Source organism: Micromonospora sp. H61, from assembly GCF_018070325.1.
Lineage (GTDB): Bacteria > Actinomycetota > Actinomycetes > Mycobacteriales > Micromonosporaceae > Micromonospora > Micromonospora salmantinae.
On sequence record NZ_JAGPXY010000029.1, the window covers coordinates 48850 to 71445 of the forward strand.

Here is a 22596-nt window from a genome sequence, read left to right on the forward strand (position 1 = left end):
TGTCAGTCCGACGGCAGCAGGTCGGCCGCGCGGGCGGCGACCTGCCCGCCGATCAGGGCGAGAGCCGCGCCGGCGGGCATCGGCGCCAGGGCGCGGCCGCCGCGCAGGCGCAGCGCGAGGTGCCCGTCGGCCACCTCCCGGGCACCCAACACCCCGAGGTACGGGACGCGGCGGCGGGCCGCGTCCCGTACCCGGGCGCCCAGCGAACCGGCGGCGTCGACCTCGACCCGCAGGCCGGCGTCGCCCGCCCGCCGGGCCAGGTCGGCCGCCGCGTCGACCTGGCCGTCGTCGACCGGCAGCAGCACCAACTGGACGGGCGCGTACCAGGCCGGGAACGCCCCCTCGTGCACCTCGATGAGGTACGCGAACAGCCGCTCCATGCTGCCGACCAGGCTGCGGTGCACCATGACCGGCCGACGCCGGCTGCCGTCCGAGTCGGTGTACGACAGGTCGAACCGTTCCGGCTTGTCGAAGTCCAGTTGGATGGTGGAGATGGTCGACTCCCGACCGGCGGCGTCGACGATCTGAATGTCGATCTTCGGGCCGTAGAAGGCAGCCTCCCCCGGCGCCTCGACGTACTCCACCCCGGCCAGCGCCTCCCGGAGCAACTCCTCGGCGCGAGCCCACTGGACGTCGTCGCCGACGTACTTCTCGCCCGGCCCGCGCAGCGACAGCCGGAACCCGGCCGGCCGGACACCGAGCGCGGCGTGCGCGGCACGGATCAGCCCGAGGATCTCGACGACCTCCGCGCCGACCTGCTCGGGGGCGCAGAAGGTGTGCGCGTCGTTGAGCGAGATGGCGCGCACCCGGGACAGCCCGCCGAGCACACCGGAGCGCTCCGAGCGGTACATCCCGCCCAGCTCCGCGATCCGCAACGGCAACTCCCGGTAGGAACGGCCCCGCGCCCGGAAGACCAACGCGTGATGCGGGCAGAGCGCCGGCCGGAGCACGAACTCGTCGTCGGCGCTCAGCCGCATCGGCGGGAACATGTCGTCGGCGAAGTAGCCGAGATGGCCGGAGAGTTCGAAGAGTTCCCGCTTGCCAAGTGGCGGCGAGTAGACGTGCTGGTGGCCGGAGCGGCGCTCCAACTCCCGGACGTACTCCTCGACGGCGTGCCGGGCGGCGGCGCCGGCCGGCAGCCAGATCGGCAGGCCGGCGCCGGCCAGCGGGTCGGAGACGAAGAGGTCCAGCTCGCGGCCGAGCCTACGGTGGTCGATCATGTCGGGCTCCTGGATCGGGTACGACCCGGAGGCGACCTGAGCTCCGTTCGGCGCGCTGCCCTCGGGGGCGGATCGCCCCGGGGCCTGGTCGACGGTGGTTACGTCAGAGCGGCGCGCCGGGGACACCCGGCGTCGTGGTCATCACTACCGCGCTGCGCATACGGCGACCGTACCCGCGCGACGTTCGGGGACGCACCCGGATTTGCGGCGGAGGGGTGGGCCGCCGGCGCGGGACCCGCCGGCGGCCCTGGCGGCCGAATCGTCAGGAACGGGGGACCCGACGGGCATGGCCGCGCCGACAACGGTACGCCGACGAACGTCGTTCCGCCGCCCGCCTCGGACGGGTGGAACAGCCTCCGGACCCGTCACCCGGCAGCGACCGGCCTCGTTGTAGCCGGGTGGCCCAGTCGTGTCGACGGTCACGACGGGCTGGGGCCGTCCACCGTGACGCCGGACACGACGTCAGGCTCAAGACACCCAATCGGCCGCATTCGGCGAGGTGGCAGGCGTGCCCGAACTTCTGACTGACGTCGCGTCGCCGACGTGGGCGTACCTTGTGCTGCTCGCGCTGCTGATCGCGGACGCCTTCGTACCGGTGATCCCCACCCAGATCGTCATGATCACCAGTGGTGCGCTCACCGTCTACGGCGGGCTGAGCCTGCCGGTCACCATCGCCGTCGGCGCGCTCGGCGTATTCGTCGGCGACCTGGCGTGCTACCTGCTCGGGCGCAGCGCACCGGACCGGCGGCCACCCCGGCACGCCGAGCTGAGCCGCGCCCGACGGGTGGCCAGCCGGGTCACCCAGGGGCTGCGACAACCCGGGCCGCTGGTCATCCTGCTCTGCCGGTTCGTGCCCGGTGGCCGGATGGCAGCCTGCTTCTCGGCCGGGCGCAGCCGCTACCCGTACCGCCTGTTCGTGCTCTACGAGGCGGTCGCCGCGCTGGGCTGGGCCACCTACGGCGCGCTGGTCGGGCACCTGGGCGGCACCGCACTGACCGAGTCGGCCTGGCGGCTGGCCATCATCGCCACCGCCGCGGCGGCCGGCTTCGCCGCGGCCGGCTGGGCGATGACAGTGGTGAGCGCCCGCCACGCCCGCGCCACCGCCGCCGCGGTCGCGGTCGACGTCCCCATCGACTGAGTGTCGTTGAATCTGCGGGTATAAGCTGCACTTATATTGGCAGCATGTGGGACGTCAAACTTCATCCTGAGGTCGAGGAGTGGTTCCTCAACCTCTGCAAGACGGATCCCGCCAGCGCCGACCTCATCAGCGAGGCCATCGACCTCCTCGCCGAACACGGGCCGGCGCTCGGGCGTCCCCTGGTTGACCGCCTCAAAGGCAGCATCTTCCACCACATGAAGGAGTTGCGGCCTGGGTCGACAGGCTCCACGGAGGTCCGCATGATCTTCGCTTTTGATCCCGTTCGAGAAGCTGTTTTTCTGGTCGCTGGCGACAAGTCGGGCCAGTGGCAGACTTGGTACAAGACGGCGGTCCCGTTGGCGGACGACCGGTTTCAGGAGCACCTCTCCAGGCTGAGGGAAACACAGAGATGACCGATGGAGCTGACTGGCAGGACGTCAAGGCGAAGGCCCGTGCGCTCGATCCATCCTGGGCTGATCCGGACCGGGTCTCCCGGCGCGCTCAGCACCGTGAGCAGATGCTGGCAGCGGTCAGTGGGGCGCAGCTGGCGGAGATCCGCAAGCACCTGGGTATGACTCAGGTGCAACTGGCCGAGGCGGCGGGGCTGACGCAGGCGAGGATCAGCCAGATCGAGAATGGCGAGCACACCAGCCTGGAATCACTCCGCGCCTACGTCACCGGCCTGGGTGGTCATCTCGACGTCGTCGCCCGCATTGGGAACATCCAGCTGAACGTCGCCTGACCTGGCGAAAGTCTTCGCAACCATTCGGACGTTCACGGACGCGCGGAAGCACGTGACGGCCAATGGCGGAAGGCCTCTAGGGGTGGTCCCGGGGGGCGATTTCCGTGGGCATCCCGGATTCGGGTGGGGTGTCTGCGGCGACAGGCTGAGGCATGCCTGTTACCCGGAGTACCGGCCTGCTGGCCCTGGGCGGGATCGCCCTGGCGGCGCTGCTCACCGTGATCGGCCACCTCGAAGTCAACGACGACCTCAACCCGTGGGCGTTGACCATCAGCGACTTCGCGGTCTCCGACCGGGGCGGCGTCATCGACGTCGCCATGGTGGTGCTCGCGCTCGCCACCGTGGCGTTGCTGTACGGACTACGCCGCGCCAGCCCACCCCGACCGCGCTCCGGTCGAACGGCCGAGCTGCTGCTCGGCGCGTGGGTGGGTGGGCTGCTGCTGGCCGCCTTGGTGCCGACGAACGAGCCGGGCACCGCCATGACCACCGCGGCCTACCTGCACCGGTACGCGTCGGTGATCGCCTTCCTGGCGTTGCCGGCGGCCGGTTGGCTGCTCGCCCGCCGACCTGACCTGACGCCCGCCGCCCGGACGCTACGCACCCTGGTCCTGCTGAGCCTGGCCCTGGCGGCGGCGATGATCTGGTCCGCCTACCCCGGCGACCGGATGCTCATCGGCCTGGCCGAACGCCTCCTGATCCTCACCGAGGTAGCGGTCCTGGCCACCGTGGCGCTGATCCAAGCCCGGCCCGTCACTCCAGCTCGTGCAGCATGAGCTGACGGGCCGCCTCGGTGATGGAACCGGACAGCGACGGGTAGATGGTGATCGTCTGGGCCAGCTCGTTGACCGTGAGGTTGTTCTCCACCGCCATGGTGATGGGCAGGATCAGCTCGCTGGCCTTCGGAGCGACCACCACACCGCCGATCACCTGACCGCTGGCGGGACGGCAGAACAGCTTCACGAAACCGTCGGAGAGGTCGTCCATCTTGGCCCGGGCGTTGCCGGACAGCGGCAGCATCACCTGCCGGGCCGGCACCTTGCCCGCGTCCACCTCGTCCTGCGAGACACCCACCGTGGCCAGCTCCGGGTCGGTGAAGACGTTCGCCGCGACGGTACGCAGCCGCAGTGGGCGGACCGCCTCGCCGAGGGCGTGCCACATGGCGATCCGGCCCTGCATGGCGGCGACGCTGGCCAGCAGCAGCACGCCGGTGCAGTCGCCGGCGGCGTAGATGCCGGGCACGTTGGTCCGGGAGGCCCGGTCGACCGTCAGGTAGCCGCCCCGGCCCAGCTCCACCCCGTACTCGGTCAGACCCAGGTTGGCGGTGTTCGGGATCGAACCGACGGTGATCAGCGCGTGTGAGCCGGTCACCTTGCGGCCGTCGGAGAGCTCGACCTCGACGCCGTCGGCGGTACGCCGGACCGCGTCGGCCCGGGAGTTGTTGAGGATCTCCATGCCCCGGTTGCGGAACACCCGTTCGATGGCGGAGGCGGCGTCGGCGTCCTCGTGCGGCATCACCCGGTCCCGGCTGGAGACCAGCGTCACCTCGACGCCCATCGCCAGGTACGCGCTGGCGAACTCCGCGCCGGTCACGCCGGACCCGACCACGATCAGGTGCTCGGGCAGCTCCGGCAGGTCGTACACCTGTCGCCAGGTCAGGATGCGCTCACCGTCCGGTACGGCGGTGGGCAGCTGGCGGGGCGTCGAGCCGGTGGCCACCAGCACGGTGGACGCGTCGATGGAGTACTCCTCGCCGCCGTCGGCGGGGGTGACGACGACCCGGTGGGTGTGCCCGAGGGAGTCCTCGCCGAGCCGGGCGGTGCCGGCCACGAAGGTGACCCCCGCCTTCAGCAGCTTGGCGTGGATGTCCGCGGACTGCGCCAGGGCCAGCCGCTTGACCCGCCCGTGCACCGCCCGCGCGTCGACGGTGACCGTCTCCAGGCCGTCCGAGTGCACCCCGAACTCCTCGGTGTCCCGGTAGCCGGTGACCACCCCCGAGCTGGCGATGAAGGTCTTCGACGGTACGCAGTCGGAGAGCACGCAGGCACCGCCGGCACCGTCGGCCTCCACCACTGTGACATCGGCGTCCAGCTGGGCGGCGACCAGTGCCGCCTCGTACCCGGCCGGCCCCCCGCCGATGATCACGATCCGGCTCACAGCGTTCGCCCTTCGTCCATGGTCACAGTGACTTTCTTCTCCCGAGCGCATTCGACACGCACTGTCGTATTCTCCCCCACCCGTCGGCCGGGCTATCGTCATCGCCGTGCGTCATCACGCCGCCTACGGCTCAAATCTCGATCCCGCCCGGATGCGCGCCTACTGTCCGCATTCGCCGATGGTGGGCACCGGCTGGCTGGAGGGCTGGCGGCTGACCTTCGCCGGGGCCGACGTGATCGGCTGGGAGGGTGCGGTGAGCACCCTGGTCGAGTCTCCCGGTGACCGGGTCTTCGTGGCGCTCTACGACATCCACCCCTACGACGCGGGCCAGCTCGACGAGATCGAGGGGGTGACCGCCGGCACGTACCGCAAGCTGCACGTGCGGGTCTCCACCCTCGACGGCGACGTGACCGCGTGGATCTACGTCTTCAACGGGTACGAGGGTGGCCTGCCGACCTCGTGGTATCTGTCGGAGATCGCGAACGCCGCCGAGAAGGCGGGCGCCCCGGACGACTACGTCACCGAGTTGCGGGCCCGCCCCACCGGCACCGCCTCGGCGTAGCAGCGCGTATCGCACCCCTCCAGTGTGCTACCGCTGTCGAGCGGAGCGCCGGGCGGGCCGGGCCGGGGTCGTCAATCACACACCGGCCGCCGGAACGGAAAGCTCGTACATGTCGGCCCACAGGGTTTCCCGCAGGCCCACCGACTCGTACAGCGACAGCGGGGCGGTCGGGTTGGTGAGGTCGACGCCCAGGCCGACCGTCCGCCGCCCCTTCTCGGCGTAGCGGGCGAAGGCGCGGCGCAGCAACGCCGCACCCACACCCCTGCGCCGGTACGCGGACAGCACCGACAAACTCTTCACCCAGCCCTGCTGCTGGTCGACCGCCTGGTCCGAGGACCGCAACGCGCCGACCGGCACCCCGTCCACCTCGGCGACGAACCACTCGTCCCAGGCGGTCAGGTCACCGATCCGGGCCCGCCACCGCTCGTACGACAGCGGCTCGTGATCGGCGGTGTCGGCGAAGGCGGTATCGGTGATCCGGTGGAACTCCCGCAGGTCGGCCTCGTCGTCCGGGCGGACCTGCCGCACCGTCACTGCCGATGGACCGGCCGGCTCGTCGGGCAGGTCGTCCAGCGGCCCGCTCATCCGGACGTACCTCTTTACGAGAGTGAACCCGACCTCGCGCAGGGTTCGTTCCCAGTCGCGTTCCGGCGCGAAGACCGCGCAACGGACGGTGAGCGATGGCAGCCCTCGCTCGGCGGCGCGCTCGGCGACCCGGTCCAGTTGGCGGAGCAGCAACGGCGCGCGGACGACGGCGGCCCGTACCGGGTCGACGTAGACCTCCACGAACTCCCGGCCCACAGCGGTCGGGTTGTCCACGGTCGCCCAGCCGACCACCGTGTCGTCCGGGTCGATGGCCAGCCAGGAGTCCCGGGTCGGGTCGAAGTGAGGGGCGGTCAGCGACGCCACGACGTCCTCGGCGTCGAAGTCGGGATGGCCGAGGGCGAAGGTGTCGGCGGCGTGCACCACCGCGAGGATCGCCGGCACGTCGTCGAGGGTGGGTCGGCGCGTCGTCCAACCAGCGGGAAGGGTCACGGCAGGACATCCTGGCAGCCGATCCGCTCCGGCGCCGCCCATTTTTCCGGCCGACGGGAAGCTCAGCCGAGGTCGGCCCGGGTGCGGTGCAGCAACTCCACCAACTCCGCGCCGTCGGCGGGCCCGAGGGCAGTGAACGCCGGCGCGGCCAGCCGGTTGGTCACCGCCTCCGCCCAGAGTCGGCGGCGCACCAGCGGCCCGATCGGCGGGTACGGCGGCGACCAGCCACAGGCCACCGCCCCGGCCTCGCCCTCCGGCCCGGCCAGCACGGCCTCCAGCGGGGTCATCCCGGCGGCGCGTACCGCCAGCAGGTAGGCGCCGGTGAAGTGTTCGCGGAGCAGCCGCAGCCCGGCGGCGCTGCGAGCCCCGGGCGAGAGATCCGGAAGCGGCATGGCCCGCCACGCGGCGAAGAGCGGCATCCCACTGGCCTCCGCCGCCACCACGGCCCGCTCGACGAGCGCCGACAGGCGCTCGGTGCCGGGCAGGGGGCCGAGCTGCTGCGCCCCCCACCGGCAGCATTCGGCGAGGCTCGCGGCGGCCACCTCGAACGGCGGGACGACCCGAGCGGCGGCGTCCCAGCCGTCGGCGACCGCGTCCGGGGCGATGAACCCGAGGGCTGCGGCGGCCGTCTCGGCCCGCACACCGCCGAGCGCGCCGGCCCGGCCGCTGATGTAGAAGGCCCAGCCGGAGATGCCGAGCAGTCGGGCCCGGCGCAACGTGGTCGGGTCCCGGCTGAAGGCGTCGCCCAGGTCGAGCACGACGGGCTTACTGGCGGCCGCGACCTGCTCCGGGGTCACCGCAATGCCCCGCTCGGGCAACGGGACCCGCCGACCACGACCACGCCCCGCCCCGGGGCCACTCGCCGTGTACGGCCCGCACACTCGTCGTCGTCCATCGATGGTCAGTCTGCCGCGCCACCGCCCGCGTCCGCATTCCCCTCTTCGGCCGCCAGTGCCTCGACCGCCGCCTCGACCTCACCGGCGCGCCGCCGGGCCACTGTGACCGCCCGCTCGGCGGCACGCCGGGCCAGCTTGGCCCGGCTGAGGTCCTGTTCGGCGACCGCGCGCCGCCGCTCCAGCTCGGCCAGCTCGGCCTCAAGGCGATCGAGTACGGCCGCACCGTCGCGCTCCAGCCCGGTCGCCTCGGTCAGCTCGGTCTCGGCCCGCTCCTGGTCGGCCTGGGCCTTCGCCAACTCCCGGTCCAGGGCGCGGCGCTGTCGGGCCCGCTCGGCTCGGGCCGCCCGCTGTGCGGCTCGTTCGGCCTGCTCGGCACGCTCGGCCGCCCGGTCCGTACGGGGTGCCGCCTCGGGACGGCCCCGTTGGGGGCCGGGTCGGCGGGCCGGGCGCTCCTCTTCGCGCTCCTCGTCATCGTCGGTGACCAGCCGCAGTTGCGGCCGTGGCACCTCACCGAAGCCGGCGTAGCTGGCCGCCCGCAGCAGGCGGCCCGCCCGCACCTGCTCGGCGACTTCGACGTCGGAGAACGCCGCGTTCAGCGTCGCCTCCACCTCGGCCAGGGGCAGCCGGCTCGCCGGTGGCGCGTCCGGCTCGGCCGCGGCGAGCTTGCGAACCTCGGCGACCAGGGCGCCGACCACCGCCCGGCGCTGCGCGGACAGCTCCCGTAGTCGGGGCCCACGCAACTCCCGCTGGGCGACTCGCAGGGCGTCGGCGAGCTGCACCAGATCGGCGACCAGCTCCGGGCGTCGGATGGCGAGCAGGTTCACCAACCAGGCGGACAGTGTCGGGCGACGCAGCCGGGCCAGTTGCCGGGCGGTGGCCGGGTCGCCGGCCCGGCGGGCCTCGGCCACGGCGGCGTCCCGGGCGGCCACGAAACGGTCCGGTGGGGTGCGGTAGAGCTGCTGCACCAGCTCCGCGGAGAGGCCGGGCATCGGGTCAGACGTCCACCCGGCTACCGGGCTCCAGTCGCTGGTATTCGGTGCCGGACAGCGCTGCGTACTGCCGGTCGAGCATGTCCAGCCCGTTGTCGTTGAGCAACGCGTCGTGCAGGGCGTACGTGCGCCGCGGTGCGACCGCGCGGATGAAGTCGACCACCTGGGAGAACTTCGACCAGGGCGCGTGGATCGGCGCGAAGAGCGTGTCGACGGGTGTCTCGTCGGGCACCACGAGGGAGTCTCCCGGGTGGTAGACCACGTCGTTGATCAGGTAACCGAGGTTGTCGATCACCGGGATGTCCGGGTGGATCACGGCGTGCCGCCCGCCGTACGCGCGCACCGCGACCCCGGCGGCGGTGAACGACTCGCCGACGTCGACCGGGCGCAGCACGTCGGCCGCGTCGCCCAGGGGCTCGCCGAGCGAGGCGGGCCCGTGGATCGGGAACGGCTGTCGGTCGAGTTGGAGGCGCAGCGCTTCCAGATCGAGGTGGTCGGGGTGTTCGTGAGTGATCAGCACCGCGTCCGCACCATCCAGCGCCTCCGCGGCGTCACCGAACACCCCGGGGTCGACGACGAGCACGCCCCCGTCGTGTTCCACCCGGAGGCAGGAGTGGGCGTACTTGGTGAGCCGCATCGTGACTCCTCGATTATCGAATCGTGACGTCCTCAGCGCAGTCTGCCGGAACCAGCCGGTGTGCGCGTCGCGTCCGAGCTATCGCCACACGGTTGACGACGATGGGAGCGGGGATGGACGGACAGGTGGGACGACGCCGCAGTGCGCTGCTGGCGGCGACGACACTGGCGGCGGCCCTGGCGCTGACGGGGTGCGGTGCCGGCGACAGCGGGGCGCAGGACAGCGCGGGCACGGCGGCCGAGGCGCCAGCGGCCAACGGCGGCGAGGCGGGCCGGGACGCCGCCGCGGGCGCGCCGGAGGGGGCCGGTGCGGGCGCACCGGACCTACGGGTCGACCAGCGGGCGATCATCTACACCGGAAGGATGCGGGTGCAGGTGGACGATGTGGACTCCGCCGCCCGCGAGGCCACCGCCGTAGCCAGCCAGGCCGGCGGCTTCGTCGGCGGCGACCAGCGGCGTAGTGCCGACGCCGACGCGGTGGCGGAGTTGGAGCTGCGGGTGCCGGCGGCGAAGTTCACCGGCGTGGTGGAGGAGATTGCGAAGCTCGGTCGGCAGCAGAGCCGGCAGATCGACACTCAGGACGTCACCGAGGAGACAGTCGACCTGGAGGCCCGGATCACCAGTCAGCGGGCCCGGGTGGAGAGCGCCCGCCGATTGCTGTCCCGGGCCACCTCGATCACCGACCTGGTGTCGCTGGAGAACGAGTTGGGTCGCCGGGAGGCCGACCTGGCCTCGCTGGAGGCCAAGAAGCGGCGCCTGGCCGACCTGACCGCCCTCTCCACGATCACCGTGTCGCTGGCCGGGCCGGCGGCGAAGGACACCGAGGAAGAGGCCGAGACCGGCTTCCTGGTCGGGCTCAAGGGCGGCTGGAAGGCGTTCGTCGTCTCGATGACCGTCCTGCTCACGGTGCTGGGCGCGTTGCTGCCGTGGCTGGTGGCGCTGGGCGTACCGCTGGTGGCGCTGCTGGTAGTGCTGCGCCGACGGCGCAAGTCCCCGGCTCTGGTCGCGCCGGTCAGCGCGCCGCCGCCAGTGCCCGCAACGCGGTCTGCACCATGACGCGGACGCCGACCGCGATGGACCGCTCGTCCACGTCGAAGCTCGCCCGGTGCAGGTCGACGTTGGGGCCGGAGCGACCCACGCCGAGCCGGGCGAGGGCGCCGGGGACGTACTCCAGGTACCAGGAGAAGTCCTCGCCGCCCATGCTCTGCGGTGTCTCGGCGATCCCGTCCGGGCCGAGGGCGGCGGCGGTGGCGGCGGTCAGCACCTGGATGGCGCGGGCGTCGTTGCACACCGGCGGCCGGCCGCGCAGGTATTCCAGGTCGACAGTGGCACCGGTCGGCGCGATCACGTCCCGCACCACCTGAGCGACGATCTTGGGAGCCTGCTCCCAGGTGTCGCGGTCCATCACCCGGAGGGTGCCGGACGCGCTCGCCTCGGACGGGATGACGTTGTAGCGGGTGCCGGCCGAGGCGTGGCCGAAGACCAGCAGCAGGCCGCTGTTGGCCGGCACCCGGCGACTGACCAGGGCCGGCACCTCGGTGATCAGCCGACCGAGCGCGTCGACCATGTCGACGGTCAGGTGCGGGCGGGCGGTGTGCCCGCCCGGGCCGGAGAGTCGGACGGTCACGTTGTCGGCGGCTGCGGTGATCGGGCCGACCCGCAGGCCGACCTGGCCCACCGGCAGGTTCGGGTCGCAGTGCAGCGCGAAGATCTGCACCACGTCGTCCAGGCCGCCGGCCTCGATGACCTCCAGCGAACCGCAGGGCAGGATCTCCTCGGCCGGCTGGAAGATGAGCCGGACCCGACCGTCCAGCTCACCGAGGTCGGCGAGTTGGGCCAGCAGCATGCCGACGCCGAGCAGGACCGAGGTGTGCACGTCGTGCCCGCAGGCGTGGCAGACGCCCTCCACCGTCGACCGGTACGGGACGTCCTTGGGATCGTCCAGCGGCAAGGCGTCGATGTCGGCGCGCAGCGCCACGACCGGGCCGTCCGGCCTGCCGTTGACGTCGCAGATCACGCCGTTGCCCTTGGGCAGCAGGCGCGGGTTCAGCCCGGCCAGCGACAGCTCCCGGGCGATCAGCGCGGCCGTCTCGAACTCGTTGCCGGAAAGCTCCGGGTGCGAGTGGAGGTGACGGCGCGTAGCGATCAGCCCCGGTACCCGGAGCGCGAGAAGGTGGTCCAGCTCGCGGGGCAGGGGCTGGGATCCCGGTGGCGTCTCCGGCCAGGACGACGCCAGCTGGCCGCCTGTGGGCAGCGTCAACGCACTCGTCACGTCGAATTCTCGATCACTAGGAATGGATGGATCATCGGGGACAGCAGACAGCCTAGACCTCCGACGGTGACGCTGCGCAACCTCGTTACGGTAATGATCGGACCGCGCAGAGTCACGTATGCCCTGCTGGGGACGCTCGTCAAGGCGGGGGACAGCAGGTAGATCACGGTCAAACGCCGTCATCAGCCCCTCACCTCCTACAACGCGTAACCGATCGCGGCGGTCACGAATCCCGGCGCCAGTCGGAACCCGTTGCCAAATTGTCGCATTAGTCGGGGTGATGAACTGACACTCCGACAATTAGCCGACCACACACCGCAACGAGCCGGATAAGGACGCTCACACGCAGCCACCCACCGTGGGCGCACACGGTGTGCGTCCCGACTCAAGCGACCGGATACCCGCTGAGAGCACCGGACACACCGCGCTCCGAGGCCGCAGTGGCGGCCGGGCGCTCAGCCGCAGTCGCGGCCGGCGCTCAGAATCGGTCGGTGGGTCGGTACAACCCCCACACCTCACGCAACGTCCCACAGACCTCACCCACAGTCGCGTGGGCCCGCAACGCCTCCTTCATCGGGTACAACACGTTCTCCGTACCCTCGGCGGCGGCCCGAAGATCGGCGAGCGCCCGCGTGACCACGTCGGCGTCCCGCTCGGAGCGCAGCCGGGCCAGCCGGTCGGCCTGGGCCGCCTCGATCGTCGGGTCGACCCGCAGCGGCTCGTACGGCTCCTCCTCGTCCACGGTGAACCGGTTGAGCCCGACCACCACCCGTTCCCCCGAGTCGATCTCCTGGGCGATCCGGTACGCGGACTGCTCGATCTCCCGCTTCTGGAACCCGGCCTCGATCGCGTCCACCGCCGAGCCGTGGTCGGCCACCCGCTCCATCAACTCGACGGCGGCGGCCTCGATCTCGGCGGTCATCGCCTCCACCACGTACGACCCCGCGAACGGGTCGACGGTGGCGGTCAGGTCCGTCTCGTAGGCAAGCACCTGCTGGGTACGCAGCGCGAGCCGGGCGGCCTTCTCGGTGGGCAGCGCGATCGCCTCGTCGAAGCTGTTGGTGTGCAGCGACTGGGTGCCGCCGAGCACGGCACCCAGACCCTGCACCGCCACCCGAACCAGGTTCACCTCCGGCTGCTGGGCGGTGAGCTGCACGCCAGCGGTCTGGGTGTGGAACCGCAGCATCATCGACTTCGGATCCTTGGCGCCGAAGTCGTCCCGCATCAGCCGGGCCCAGATCCGCCGGGCGGCACGGAACTTCGCCACCTCCTCGAGCAGCGTGGTGCGGGCCACGAAGAAGAACGACAGCCGGGGCGCGAAGTCGTCGACGGCGAGCCCGGCGGCCAGCGCCGCCCGTACGTACTCCACCCCGTTGGCCAGCGTGAACGCGATCTCCTGCGCGGGCGTCGCGCCGGCCTCCGCCATGTGGTAGCCGGAGATGGAGATGGTGTTCCACTTCGGCACCTCGCTGCGGCAGTACGCGAACGTGTCGGCCACCAGGCGCAGCGACGGCTTCGGCGGGAAGATGTACGTCCCCCGGGCGATGTACTCCTTGAGGATGTCGTTCTGGATGGTGCCGTTGAGCGCCGTGCCCGGCACCCCGTTCTCCTCGGCGACGAGTTGGTAGAGCAACAGCAGCACCGAGCCGGGCGCGTTGATGGTCATCGAGGTGGACACCTTGTCCAGTGGGATGTCGGCGAAGAGCAGCCGCATGTCCTCGATGGAGTCGATGGCGACACCCACCTTGCCGACCTCGCCGTGCGCGATCGGCTCGTCCGAGTCGTAGCCCATCTGCGTCGGCAGGTCGAACGCGACCGAGAGGCCCATCGTGCCGGCCCGCAACAACTGGTGGTACCGCGCGTTGGACTCGGTGGCGGTGCCGAAGCCGGCGTACTGGCGCATGGTCCACGGGCGGGAGGTGTACATGGTGGGGTAGACACCCCGGGTGTACGGGAACTCGCCCGGGCTGCCGAGCCGGGAGTCCAGGTCCTCCGGAAGGTCGGCCTCCGTGTAGACGCCGTTGATCTGGAAACCGGACTCACTTGACCGCCGTTGGTTCATCCCCGGATGGTAGGACGCCTGGCCACGTGGTCGGGTGAGGGATACCGCACAGTGCGTCCCGACCGGTCGACACCACGTGAACGACAGGGCACGTTCTGTCGACTTCGATAAACGTCCGCCGCGTCGGCTTTCGCATCGGGCGTCGGAACCAGCAAGATAGGGGGGTTGTGTCCCAGCCCCCCTCGATTTCCCCCGGTGGCTTTTCTGTGACTCAGATCCCGACGTGGAGCGGCGGACCAGTTAGTCCCGCCAATGGACGAGCGGCGCCCGGCACCACCATTGGTGGCCGGTACTCGCTGCGGTCCTCGGTGGGCAACGGCGGCATGGGCACGGTGTGGCGCGCCACAGACACCCTGCTGCGCCGTGACGTGGCGGTGAAGGAGGTCGTCCTGCCCCCGGGGCTGGCCCCCAGTGACCGCGACGCGATGTACGAACGCACCCTGCGCGAGGCCCGCGCCGCCGCCGCCATCCAGCACCCCGCTGTGGTGCAGGTGTACGACGTGGTCACCGAGGCCGGCCGGCCGTGGATCGTGATGGAGCTGCTGGACGCCCGCAGCCTCGCCGACATGGTGATCGAGGACGGGCCGGTCGCGCCCCGCGCCGTCGCCAAGATCGGCATCGCACTGCTCGGCGCGTTGGAGGTCGCGCACGCGATCGGCGTGCTGCACCGCGACGTCAAGCCCGCAAACGTGCTGATCTGCACCGACGGGCGCTGCGTGCTGACCGACTTCGGGGTCGCCCGGATGCCCACCGACGTGCAGCTCACCACCCCCGGCATGGTGCTCGGGTCGCCGCACTTCATCTCACCCGAGCGGGCCATGGGCCAGGAGTTCGGCCCGCCCAGTGACCTCTTCTCGCTGGGTGTGACGCTCTACACCGCGGTCGAGGGGCGGCCCCCGTTCGACAAGGGCGACCCGATCGAGACCATGCACGCCGTGGTGGAGGACCCGCCCGCCCCACCGCAGCGCAGCGGCCCGCTGACCCGGGTGTTGATGGGTCTGCTCGAGAAGGACCCGGCGCGCCGACTCGACGTGCACACCTCCCGGGCCATGCTGCGCGAGTTGCTCGCCGGCCCGCTGGGCAGCACGGCGACGGCCGTGCACTCGGTCACCGACCCGTACGCCGTGGTGCCGGTGCAGCAGCGCCCCATTCCCGTCCTCCCGCCGGCTCAGCCGCAGCCGAAGCCGGACAGCCAGATCGGTGGCCCGGCGATGCTGGCCCCGGGTGAGTCCCTGACCGACCGGCTGGCCTCGCTGCGCCGGGGCGAGCGCCCGCCGGCAGCTCGCGCGGCCGGCACCACCGGTGGGCTCGACGAGACCAGCGCCGACGCGTTGGCCGGTCCGCTGCACACGCCGACCGGCGCGATGCCGCCTCCCGGCCGACCGGCGCCCGGGCGCACCTACGGCGGCAACGCGGACGCCACCCAGCGGGTGGACGCCGGCGGGCACCCCGACACCACCCAGCGGGTCAGCTACGGCAGCCCGGCCGACGCCACCCAGCAGGTCGGGTACGGCGCCGCGGCACCGGAGGCCACCCAGCGCGTCGGCGGCACCTACGGCGGCGGCAACCAGTGGTCGGTGCCGGGCACCGGCCAGCCCTGGGCCACCACGCCCGCCGCCTCGGGTGGCAGCGCGCTGGACAAGGTCCGGGCCACCGGTGGTCAGCTCGTCACCACTGTCAAGGGCTGGCCGCGCAAGGTGCAGCTCGCCGCGGCCGGCGGGCTGGTCGTCGTGCTGCTGATCACCGCGGTGGCGCTCTCCGGCGGCGAGGACGCCCCGCCGAGCACCCCGGCCGCGCAGCCCACCACGTCCGCCCCGGCGGCCCCCACTGTCGAGATGCAGGAGCACACGGCCCGCGGGATCCAGGTCATGGTGCCGAAGGGCTGGAAGAAGGCCACCGGCGGCTCGTACACCGACTACATCGACCCGGCGGACAGCGGCCGCAAGGTCCGCATCATCACCGAGAAGTGGAGCAGCAGCTCCGTCCGGTGGGCCGAGACGGCCGAGAACGGCCTCAAGACCCGGAGCACCTCCTGCGTCAAGCCGTACAACCAGGTCTCCTCCACCGAGACCGAACTGGCCAGCAAGCCGGCAGCCGAATTCGAGTACACCTGCGGCGCGGGTGACGCGATGCGGCACGGCGTCTGGCGGGGCGTCGCCCAGGACGGCAAGGCGTACTCGTTCTACCTCACCGCCACGGACGCCAAGTTCGCGGAGAGCAAGCCGATCTTCGACGAGATGACACGGACGTTCCAGCTCACCGGGAACGGCTGAGCCGGAGGGAACCCACAGGGATGATCCGTCGCCGTGCTATCAAGGGGCATGGCGGCGGACACCACTGACATCGACGACATTCGCGAGCAAGCCCGGCGTTGGCTGGCCGACGACCCCGACCCGGCCAGCCGGGACGAGCTGACGGCGGTGCTCGACGGGCTTCCGGCGAGCGCCCCGGAGCTGGCCGACCGGTTCGCCGGCCCGTTGACCTTCGGCACGGCGGGCCTACGCGGCCCGCTGCGCGCCGGCCCGAACGGCATGAACCTCGCAGTGGTCACCCAGGCCGCTGCCGGCCTGGTCACCTGGCTCGCGGCCCAGGGTGGCACCGGCCCGCTGGTGATCGGGTACGACGCCCGGCACGGCTCCCGACAGTTCGCCGAGCGCACCGCCCAGGTGGCCACCGGCGCTGGCCGACCGGCGCTGCTGCTGCCCAGCCCGCTGCCCACCCCGGTGCTGGCGTACGCCGTGCGACACCTCGGCGGTGTCGCCGGAGTGATGGTCACGGCCAGCCACAACCCGCCGCAGGACAACGGCTACAAGGTCTACCTCGGCGCGGAGCTGGGCGGCGAGTTGGGCGCCGGCGCGCAGATCGTGCCGCCCGCCGACGCCGGTATCGAGGCCGCCATCCGATCGGTCGGGCCGCTGGCCCAGGTGCCGTTGGGCGAGCCCGGTCAGGTGCTCGGCGACGACCTGGTCGCCTCATACGTCGAACGGGCCACCGCGGTGATCGACCCGGACGGGCCACGGGACCTGACGGTGGCGTACACCCCGCTGCACGGGGTGGGCGCGGCGGTGCTCACCGCCGCCTTCGCCCGCGCGGGCTTTCCGACCCCCGGGGTGGTGCCCGACCAGGCCGAGCCGGACCCGGCGTTCCCCACCGTGTCGTTCCCCAACCCGGAGGAGCCGGGAGCGGTGGACCGGCTGATCGCCCTGGCCGACTCCACCGGCGCGGACCTCGCCATCGCCAACGACCCGGACGCCGACCGTTGTGCCGTGGTCGTCCGCGACGTCAGCGAAGGCTGGCGAATGCTGCGGGGCGACGAGGTGGGTGTCCTGCTCGCCGATCACCTGATGCGCCGGGGGGTGACCGGGCTCTACGCCACCACCATCGTGTCGTCGTCACTGCTACGGGCGATGTGCGCGGCTCGGGGCCTGCCCTACGACGAGACGCTGACCGGCTTCAAGTGGATCGTGCGGGCCGGCGGCGGAAGCGCGCCGCTGGTCTTCGGCTACGAGGAGGCGCTCGGCTACTGCGTCGCCCCGGAACACGTCCGGGACAAGGACGGCATCACCGCCGCGCTGACAGTGGCCGAGTTGGCCGCCGGGCTGAAGGCGCGAGGTCGTACGCTGACCGACCGGCTGGACGAGCTGGCCGCCGAGTTCGGCGTACACCACACCGACCAACTTTCCGCCCGGGTGGACGACCTGCGGGTCATCTCCGACGCGATGGCCCGGATCCGGGCGGCCACCCCGGCCACACTGCTCGGGCAGCCGGTGGACAGCGTCCGGGACCTGCTGCCCGAGTCGGACGTGGTGATCCTGCGGACCGCGGTGGCCCGGGTGGTGATCCGCCCGTCCGGGACCGAGCCGAAGCTCAAGGCGTACCTCGAGGTGGTGGAACCGGTCGTGGAGGGTGACGTCCGGACGGCCCGCAGCAGGGCGGCGTCGGCCGTCGCCGCGCTCCGCGCCGAGGTCAGCGCAGCCCTTGGCATCTGAACCCCGCAGCACCCACCCACGACAGATCCGTCCTTTGCTCTGCACCCGCGGAAGCGCCATCCGGCTGTAGGCCGGTGGCGCCTGGGCGGGTGCAGAGCAAAGGGCGCGTCGAGCGGGGTCGACCCGACGGTCAGCGGCGCGGGCCGAGGGCCTGGTCGACGGCCTTGGCCAGGGCGGCGACGACCAGGCCGACCGACGGGCGGACCACCGAGTCGTCGGTGCTCACCTCGCCGGAGAATCCGGCGCCGGTGGCGATCTCCGTCAGTCGGCGGCGGGCGTCGGCGGCGGCCTCGCCGCTCACCCCGAGCGCGGACTCCATCCGGAGCACCACGACCAGGGTGGCCAGCGCGGCGGTCCGCTCGTCCGGGGCTGCCGCGCCGGTCAGCGCCTCGGCCAGCCGCTGGCGGGTCTCCGCCTCGACGGAGGTGTCCACGACCGGGTAACGGTGCACGTGGATGAAGCCCAGCTCGGTCTCGTCGATGTCCCGGACGACGCCCTGCCGGCACAGGTCGGCGAGGATCCGGTCGCGCAGGCCGTGCCGCAGACGCTGCACCCAGGACGCGGGGGTGTGCGGGGTGTCGGCGGCGATCCGGCTGAGGACATCGTCGCTGAACGGCTCGCCGGTCGGCGTCGGGTCGATCACCGTCAGGGACCCGTCGGCGTACGCGATCCGGCCGGCCAGAGCCAGCTCGACCAGCACCGCGGCGGCCATGCCCAGGTCCAGGCTGATCCGTGGCATGGTCGCCTTGCCGGTCGTGTCGTCGTAGGCGAGGAGCAGCAACTCCTCGGCGAGCGCAACACCAGTCATGGCCGGAGACGGTAGCGGGTCCACGCACCCCGCGCACGGACCCGCCGGACCCGGCACCGACCGGGTGTCCCCTCAGAAGCGGGGCATGCCACCGAACTGGCGGTCGCCGGCGTCGCCGAGGCCGGGAACGATGAACATGCTGTCGTTGAGCCCCTCGTCGATCGAGGCCGTGACCAGGCGCAACGGCAGGCCGGAGCGCTCCAGCCGCTCGATGCCGACCGGGGCGGCGAGCACACAGAGCACTGTGATGTCGGTGCAGCCCCGATCGGCCAGCAGCCGACAGGAGTGCTCCAGCGAACCACCGGTGGCCAGCATCGGGTCCAGCACCAGCACCGGCAGCCCGGCCAGGTCGCGGGGCAGCGACTCCATGTACGCGCGGGGCTCGTAGGTCTCCTCGTCGCGGGCCAGGCCCACGAAACCCATCGAGGACTCGGGCAGCAGGCCCAGCGCGGCGTCCGCCATGCCCAGCCCGGCGCGCAGCACCGGGACCAGCAGCGGCGGGTTGGCCAGCCGGGTGCCCTCGGTGCCGGTGACCGGCGTCTGCACCGGGTACCGCTCGACGGGGAAGGTGCGCGCCGCCTCGTACACCAGCATGGTGGTCAGTTCGTGCAGCGCCGCCCGGAACGTCGAGGAATCGGTGCGCGCGTCCCGCATGGCGGTCAGTCGAGACTGGGCCAGCGGGTGGTCAATGACGTGTACGTCCACGATCGCTCAACCTACCGGTCCGTACCGCGCGGCGGTGCGGGTGCGGTCGGACCAGGGACGCCGCTCACGTCGGCACGTCGTCGAGCGGTCGTGAGCAAGATCACTCGGCGGTCCGGTGCGTAGACTTCCCGGCATGACGGCGACAACGACGTCGGCCCGGTCGGAGCTCTCCGAGCTGGGACGATCCGAGACCGCTCTGCGGACCTTCCTGCACGGCCTGCCCGGCGTGGACCAGGTCGGCGCGGAGCAGCGGGCGGCACAGCTCGGCACCCGCTCCATCAAGACCACCGCCAAGGCCCAGGCGATCGACCTGGCGATCCGGATGGTCGACCTGACCACCCTGGAGGGGGCGGACACCCCGGGCAAGGTGCGCGCGCTCGCCGCGAAGGCCCTGCGTCCGGACCCGGCCGACCCGTCCTGCCCGCACGTCGGCGCGGTCTGCGTCTACCCGGCGATGGTCCCGCACGTGGCGGAGGTGCTGCGCGGAAGTGGCGTGCACCTGGCCAGCGTGGCGACGGCGTTCCCGTCGGGCCAGGCGCCGTTGGAGATCAAGCTGGCCGACACCCGGGCCGCCGTCGCGGCCGGCGCCGACGAGATCGACATGGTGATCAACCGGGGTGCGTTCCTGGCCGGGCGCTACAAGGAGGTCTACGACGAGATCGTGGCCACCAAGGAGGCCTCCGGGGACGCCCACCTCAAGGTGATCCTGGAGACCGGCGAACTGGCCACCTACGACAACGTCCGGCGGGCCTCCTGGCTGGCCATGCTGGCCGGCGGCGACTTCATCAAGACCTCCACCGGCAAGGTCCCGATCGCGGCGACGATGCCGGTGAGCCTGGTGATGCTGGAAGCGGTCCGCGACTTCCGCGAAGCGACCGGACGGCAGGTGGGCGTGAAGCCCGCCGGTGGCATCAAGACCACCAAGGACGCGATCAAGTACCTGGTGATGGTCAACGAGACCGTCGGCCCGGACTGGCTCGACCCGGACTGGTTCCGCTTCGGCGCGTCCAGCCTGCTCAACGACCTGCTGATGCAGCGCACCAAGCTGACGACCGGCACCTACTCCGGTCCCGACTACTTCACCCTGGACTGATAGCCGATGTTCGAATACGCCCCCGCCCCCGAGTCCCGCTCGGTGGTGGACCTCAAACCCTCGTACGGGCTGTTCATCGACGGCACGTTCGTCGACCCGACCGACGGTGGCAGCTTCAAGTCGATCAACCCCGCCTCCGAGGAGGTGCTGGCCGAGGTCGCCGAGGCCGGCGCCCAGGACGTGGAACGCGCGGTGCGCGCCGCCCGCAAGGCGTACGACAAGGTCTGGGGCCCGATGCCGGGCCGGGACCGGGCGAAGTACCTGTACCGGATCGCCCGGCTCATCCAGGAGCGCTCCCGCGAGCTGGCCGTCCTGGAATCGCTGGACAACGGTAAGCCGATCCGCGAGTCCCGCGACGTCGACCTGCCGCTGGTCGCCGCGCACTTCTTCTACTACGCGGGCTGGGCCGACAAGCTGGAGCACGCCGGGTTCGGCCAGAGGCCGGCGAGCCAGCACGGCGGGGCGATCCCGCAACCCCTTGGGGTTGCCGCGCAGGTCATCCCGTGGAACTTCCCGCTGCTCATGCTGGCCTGGAAGATCGCCCCGGCGCTCGCCGCGGGCAACACTGTGGTGCTGAAGCCGGCCGAGACCACCCCGCTGACCGCGCTGCTCTTCGCCGAGATCTGCCAGCAGGCCGACCTGCCGGCCGGTGTGGTCAACATCCTCACCGGTGCCGGCGACACCGGCCGCGCGCTGGTCGAGCACCCAGGCGTGGACAAGGTCGCCTTCACCGGCTCCACCGACGTGGGCCGTGCCATCGCCCGGTCGGTCGCCGGCACCAGCAAGAAGCTCACCCTGGAACTGGGCGGCAAGGCCGCCAACATCGTCTTCGACGACGCACCCATCGACCAGGCGGTCGAGGGCATCGTCAACGGCATCTTCTTCAACCAGGGGCACGTCTGCTGCGCCGGCTCCCGACTGCTGGTCCAGGAGAACGTGGCCGACCGGGTGCTGGAGTCGCTGAAGCGACGGATGGCTCAGCTCCGGGTCGGCGACCCGCTGGACAAGAACACCGACGTCGGCGCGATCAACTCGGCCGCCCAGCTGGAGCGGATCCGCGAACTGTCCGACGCCGGCTCGGCCGAGGGCGCCGAGCGTTGGTCACCGCCGTGCGACCTGCCCGACCGGGGCTTCTGGTTCGCGCCGACCATCTTCACCGGCGTCACCCAGGCACACCGGATCGCCCGCGAGGAGATCTTCGGCCCGGTGCTGTCGGTGCTCACCTTCCGCACCCCGGCCGAGGCCGTGGAGAAGGCCAACAACACGCCGTACGGGCTGTCGGCCGGGATCTGGACCGACAAGGGTTCCCGGATCCTGTGGATGGCCGACCGGCTGCGCGCCGGCGTGGTCTGGGCCAACACCTTCAACAAGTTCGACCCCACCTCGCCGTTCGGTGGTTACAAGGAGTCGGGCTACGGTCGCGAGGGCGGCCGGCACGGGCTGGAGGGCTACCTCAATGTCTGAGCGGGTCGCGGTACGCAAGACGTACAAGCTCTTCATCGGCGGGAAGTTCCCGCGCAGCGAGTCGGGACGGTCGTATCTCGTGCAGTCCTCGAATGTGTCACTGGCCTCCCGCAAGGACGCCCGGGACGCGGTGGTCGCCGCCCGCGCCGCCGTCAAGGGCTGGGCCGGCGCGACCGCGTACAACCGGGGTCAGATCCTCTACCGGGCCGCCGAGATGCTGGAGGGCCGCCGCGAACAGTTCGTCGCCCTGGGCATCCCCGGCGACGAGGTGGACGCCGCTGTCGACCGCTGGGTCTGGTACGCCGGCTGGGCCGACAAGCTGGCCCAGGTGTACGGCGGCGCCAACCCGGTCGCCGGCCCGTACTTCAACATCTCCGCGCCCGAGCCGACCGGCGTGGTCGCTGTGGTCGCCCCGGAGCGCCCGGCGCTGCTCGGCCTGGTCAGTGTGATCGCCCCGGCGATCGTCAGCGGCAACACGGTGGTGGTGGCGGCCTCCCCGAGCGAGCCGCTGGCGGCGGTGACGCTGGCCGAGGTGCTGGCCACCTCCGACCTGCCCGGCGGTGTGGTCAACATCCTCACCGGCGCGATCACCGAGACCGCGCCGACGCTGGCAGCGCACATGGACGTCAACGCGATCGACCTGACCGGGGTCGGCGACGCCGCGCTCGCCACCGACCTGGAGGTCAAGGCGGCGGAGAACCTCAAGCGGGTGCTCCGACCGGCCCCGGGGAACCACGACTGGACCGCTGACCCAGGGGTGGCGCCGATGACCGCGCTGTTGGAGACGAAGACGGTGTGGCACCCCAAGGGGGTGTGATCGTTTTTGCTCGG

General features: G+C 71.9%; 21 protein-coding genes. 11 read left to right on the top strand and 10 right to left on the bottom strand.

Annotated features, from left to right (window positions below; genetic code table 11):
• Positions 1–2: 2 nt before the first annotated feature.
• Positions 3–1220, bottom strand: a complete 1218-nt coding sequence (thrS, locus tag KBX08_RS16900; protein ID WP_210784444.1) for a threonine--tRNA ligase — start codon at positions 1218–1220, stop codon at positions 3–5.
• A 508-nt stretch (positions 1221–1728) separates the two neighbouring features.
• Here thrS and KBX08_RS16905 point away from each other — a divergent pair.
• From KBX08_RS16905 to KBX08_RS16920, 4 genes are all read left to right on the top strand, one after another.
• Positions 1729–2358 carry a DedA family protein gene (locus tag KBX08_RS16905; RefSeq protein ID WP_210784445.1) on the top strand — a complete coding sequence of 210 codons (630 nt, stop codon included), beginning with the start codon at positions 1729–1731 and terminating at the stop codon, positions 2356–2358.
• Positions 2359–2402: 44 nt separating this feature from the next.
• Complete coding sequence (locus KBX08_RS16910) at positions 2403–2771, top strand: type II toxin-antitoxin system RelE/ParE family toxin (RefSeq protein ID WP_210784446.1); 369 nt, start codon at positions 2403–2405, stop codon at positions 2769–2771.
• Positions 2768–3100, top strand: coding sequence for a helix-turn-helix domain-containing protein (locus KBX08_RS16915; RefSeq protein WP_124823083.1), 333 nt, complete (start codon positions 2768–2770; stop codon positions 3098–3100). Before KBX08_RS16910 ends, KBX08_RS16915 begins: the two co-directional genes overlap by 4 nt.
• 152 nt (positions 3101–3252) lie before the next feature.
• Positions 3253–3873 (top strand): DUF998 domain-containing protein, encoded by a 621-nt coding sequence (locus KBX08_RS16920; protein ID WP_210784447.1) that lies wholly within the window; start codon positions 3253–3255, stop codon positions 3871–3873.
• Here the strand turns inward: KBX08_RS16920 and KBX08_RS16925 are convergent.
• Complete coding sequence (locus KBX08_RS16925) at positions 3851–5254, bottom strand: NAD(P)H-quinone dehydrogenase (protein ID WP_210784448.1); 1404 nt, start codon at positions 5252–5254, stop codon at positions 3851–3853. The two genes, KBX08_RS16920 and KBX08_RS16925, sit on opposite strands and share 23 nt — an antisense overlap.
• 106 nt (positions 5255–5360) lie before the next feature.
• Between KBX08_RS16925 and KBX08_RS16930 the strand changes: the two genes are divergently transcribed.
• Complete coding sequence (locus tag KBX08_RS16930) at positions 5361–5816, top strand: gamma-glutamylcyclotransferase (RefSeq protein ID WP_112588201.1); 456 nt, start codon at positions 5361–5363, stop codon at positions 5814–5816.
• Positions 5817–5891: 75 nt separating this feature from the next.
• On the opposite strand, the gene KBX08_RS34745 is transcribed toward KBX08_RS16930, so the two are convergent.
• The 4 genes from KBX08_RS34745 to KBX08_RS16950 all read right to left on the bottom strand — a co-directional run bounded on the left by KBX08_RS34745 (position 5892) and on the right by KBX08_RS16950 (position 9373).
• Complete coding sequence (locus KBX08_RS34745; RefSeq protein WP_210784449.1) at positions 5892–6851, bottom strand: GNAT family N-acetyltransferase; 960 nt, start codon at positions 6849–6851, stop codon at positions 5892–5894.
• Positions 6852–6913: 62 nt separating this feature from the next.
• Positions 6914–7648, bottom strand: coding sequence for a hypothetical protein (locus tag KBX08_RS16940; protein WP_210784450.1), 735 nt, complete (start codon positions 7646–7648; stop codon positions 6914–6916).
• A gap of 104 nt (positions 7649–7752) precedes the next feature.
• Positions 7753–8736 carry a hypothetical protein gene (locus KBX08_RS16945; protein WP_210784451.1) on the bottom strand — a complete coding sequence of 328 codons (984 nt, stop codon included), beginning with the start codon at positions 8734–8736 and terminating at the stop codon, positions 7753–7755.
• A 4-nt stretch (positions 8737–8740) separates the two neighbouring features.
• Complete coding sequence (locus tag KBX08_RS16950) at positions 8741–9373, bottom strand: MBL fold metallo-hydrolase (protein ID WP_210784452.1); 633 nt, start codon at positions 9371–9373, stop codon at positions 8741–8743.
• A gap of 92 nt (positions 9374–9465) precedes the next feature.
• Here KBX08_RS16950 and KBX08_RS16955 point away from each other — a divergent pair, with 92 nt between their 5' ends.
• Complete coding sequence (locus KBX08_RS16955) at positions 9466–10428, top strand: DUF4349 domain-containing protein (protein WP_210784453.1); 963 nt, start codon at positions 9466–9468, stop codon at positions 10426–10428.
• Here KBX08_RS16955 and KBX08_RS16960 read toward each other — a convergent pair.
• Both KBX08_RS16960 and KBX08_RS16965 read right to left on the bottom strand, forming a co-directional pair.
• On the bottom strand, positions 10385–11644 hold the full coding sequence (locus KBX08_RS16960; protein WP_210784454.1) for an amidohydrolase: 1260 nt from the start codon (positions 11642–11644) through the stop codon (positions 10385–10387). The genes KBX08_RS16955 and KBX08_RS16960 overlap by 44 nt on opposite strands.
• A gap of 478 nt (positions 11645–12122) precedes the next feature.
• Positions 12123–13706, bottom strand: coding sequence for a methylmalonyl-CoA mutase (locus KBX08_RS16965; protein ID WP_210784455.1), 1584 nt, complete (start codon positions 13704–13706; stop codon positions 12123–12125).
• A 206-nt stretch (positions 13707–13912) separates the two neighbouring features.
• On the opposite strand from KBX08_RS16965, the gene KBX08_RS16970 reads away from it, so the two are divergent.
• Both KBX08_RS16970 and KBX08_RS16975 read left to right on the top strand, forming a co-directional pair.
• On the top strand, positions 13913–15979 hold the full coding sequence (locus KBX08_RS16970) for a serine/threonine-protein kinase (RefSeq protein ID WP_210784456.1): 2067 nt from the start codon (positions 13913–13915) through the stop codon (positions 15977–15979).
• A gap of 48 nt (positions 15980–16027) precedes the next feature.
• Positions 16028–17695, top strand: a complete 1668-nt coding sequence (locus tag KBX08_RS16975; RefSeq protein ID WP_210784457.1) for a phospho-sugar mutase — start codon at positions 16028–16030, stop codon at positions 17693–17695.
• 130 nt (positions 17696–17825) lie between these two features.
• On the opposite strand, the gene KBX08_RS16980 is transcribed toward KBX08_RS16975, so the two are convergent.
• Positions 17826–18503: a GPP34 family phosphoprotein gene (locus KBX08_RS16980; protein WP_210784458.1), complete on the bottom strand. Its 678-nt coding sequence runs from the start codon at positions 18501–18503 to the stop codon at positions 17826–17828.
• 72 nt (positions 18504–18575) lie between these two features.
• The gene (upp, locus tag KBX08_RS16985; RefSeq protein WP_210784459.1) at positions 18576–19208 is read right to left on the bottom strand and encodes a uracil phosphoribosyltransferase; all 633 of its coding nucleotides are present in this window, start codon (positions 19206–19208) and stop codon (positions 18576–18578) included.
• A gap of 133 nt (positions 19209–19341) precedes the next feature.
• On the opposite strand from upp, the gene deoC reads away from it, so the two are divergent.
• The 3 genes from deoC to KBX08_RS17000 are packed head-to-tail and all read left to right on the top strand — an operon-like array spanning position 19342 to position 22582.
• Positions 19342–20301, top strand: a complete 960-nt coding sequence (gene deoC, locus KBX08_RS16990) for a deoxyribose-phosphate aldolase (RefSeq protein WP_210784460.1) — start codon at positions 19342–19344, stop codon at positions 20299–20301.
• A 6-nt stretch (positions 20302–20307) separates the two neighbouring features.
• The gene (locus KBX08_RS16995) at positions 20308–21765 is read left to right on the top strand and encodes an aldehyde dehydrogenase family protein (protein ID WP_210784461.1); all 1458 of its coding nucleotides are present in this window, start codon (positions 20308–20310) and stop codon (positions 21763–21765) included.
• Positions 21758–22582, top strand: coding sequence for an aldehyde dehydrogenase family protein (locus KBX08_RS17000; RefSeq protein WP_210784462.1), 825 nt, complete (start codon positions 21758–21760; stop codon positions 22580–22582). Before KBX08_RS16995 ends, KBX08_RS17000 begins: the two co-directional genes overlap by 8 nt.
• Positions 22583–22596: the final 14 nt, after the last annotated feature.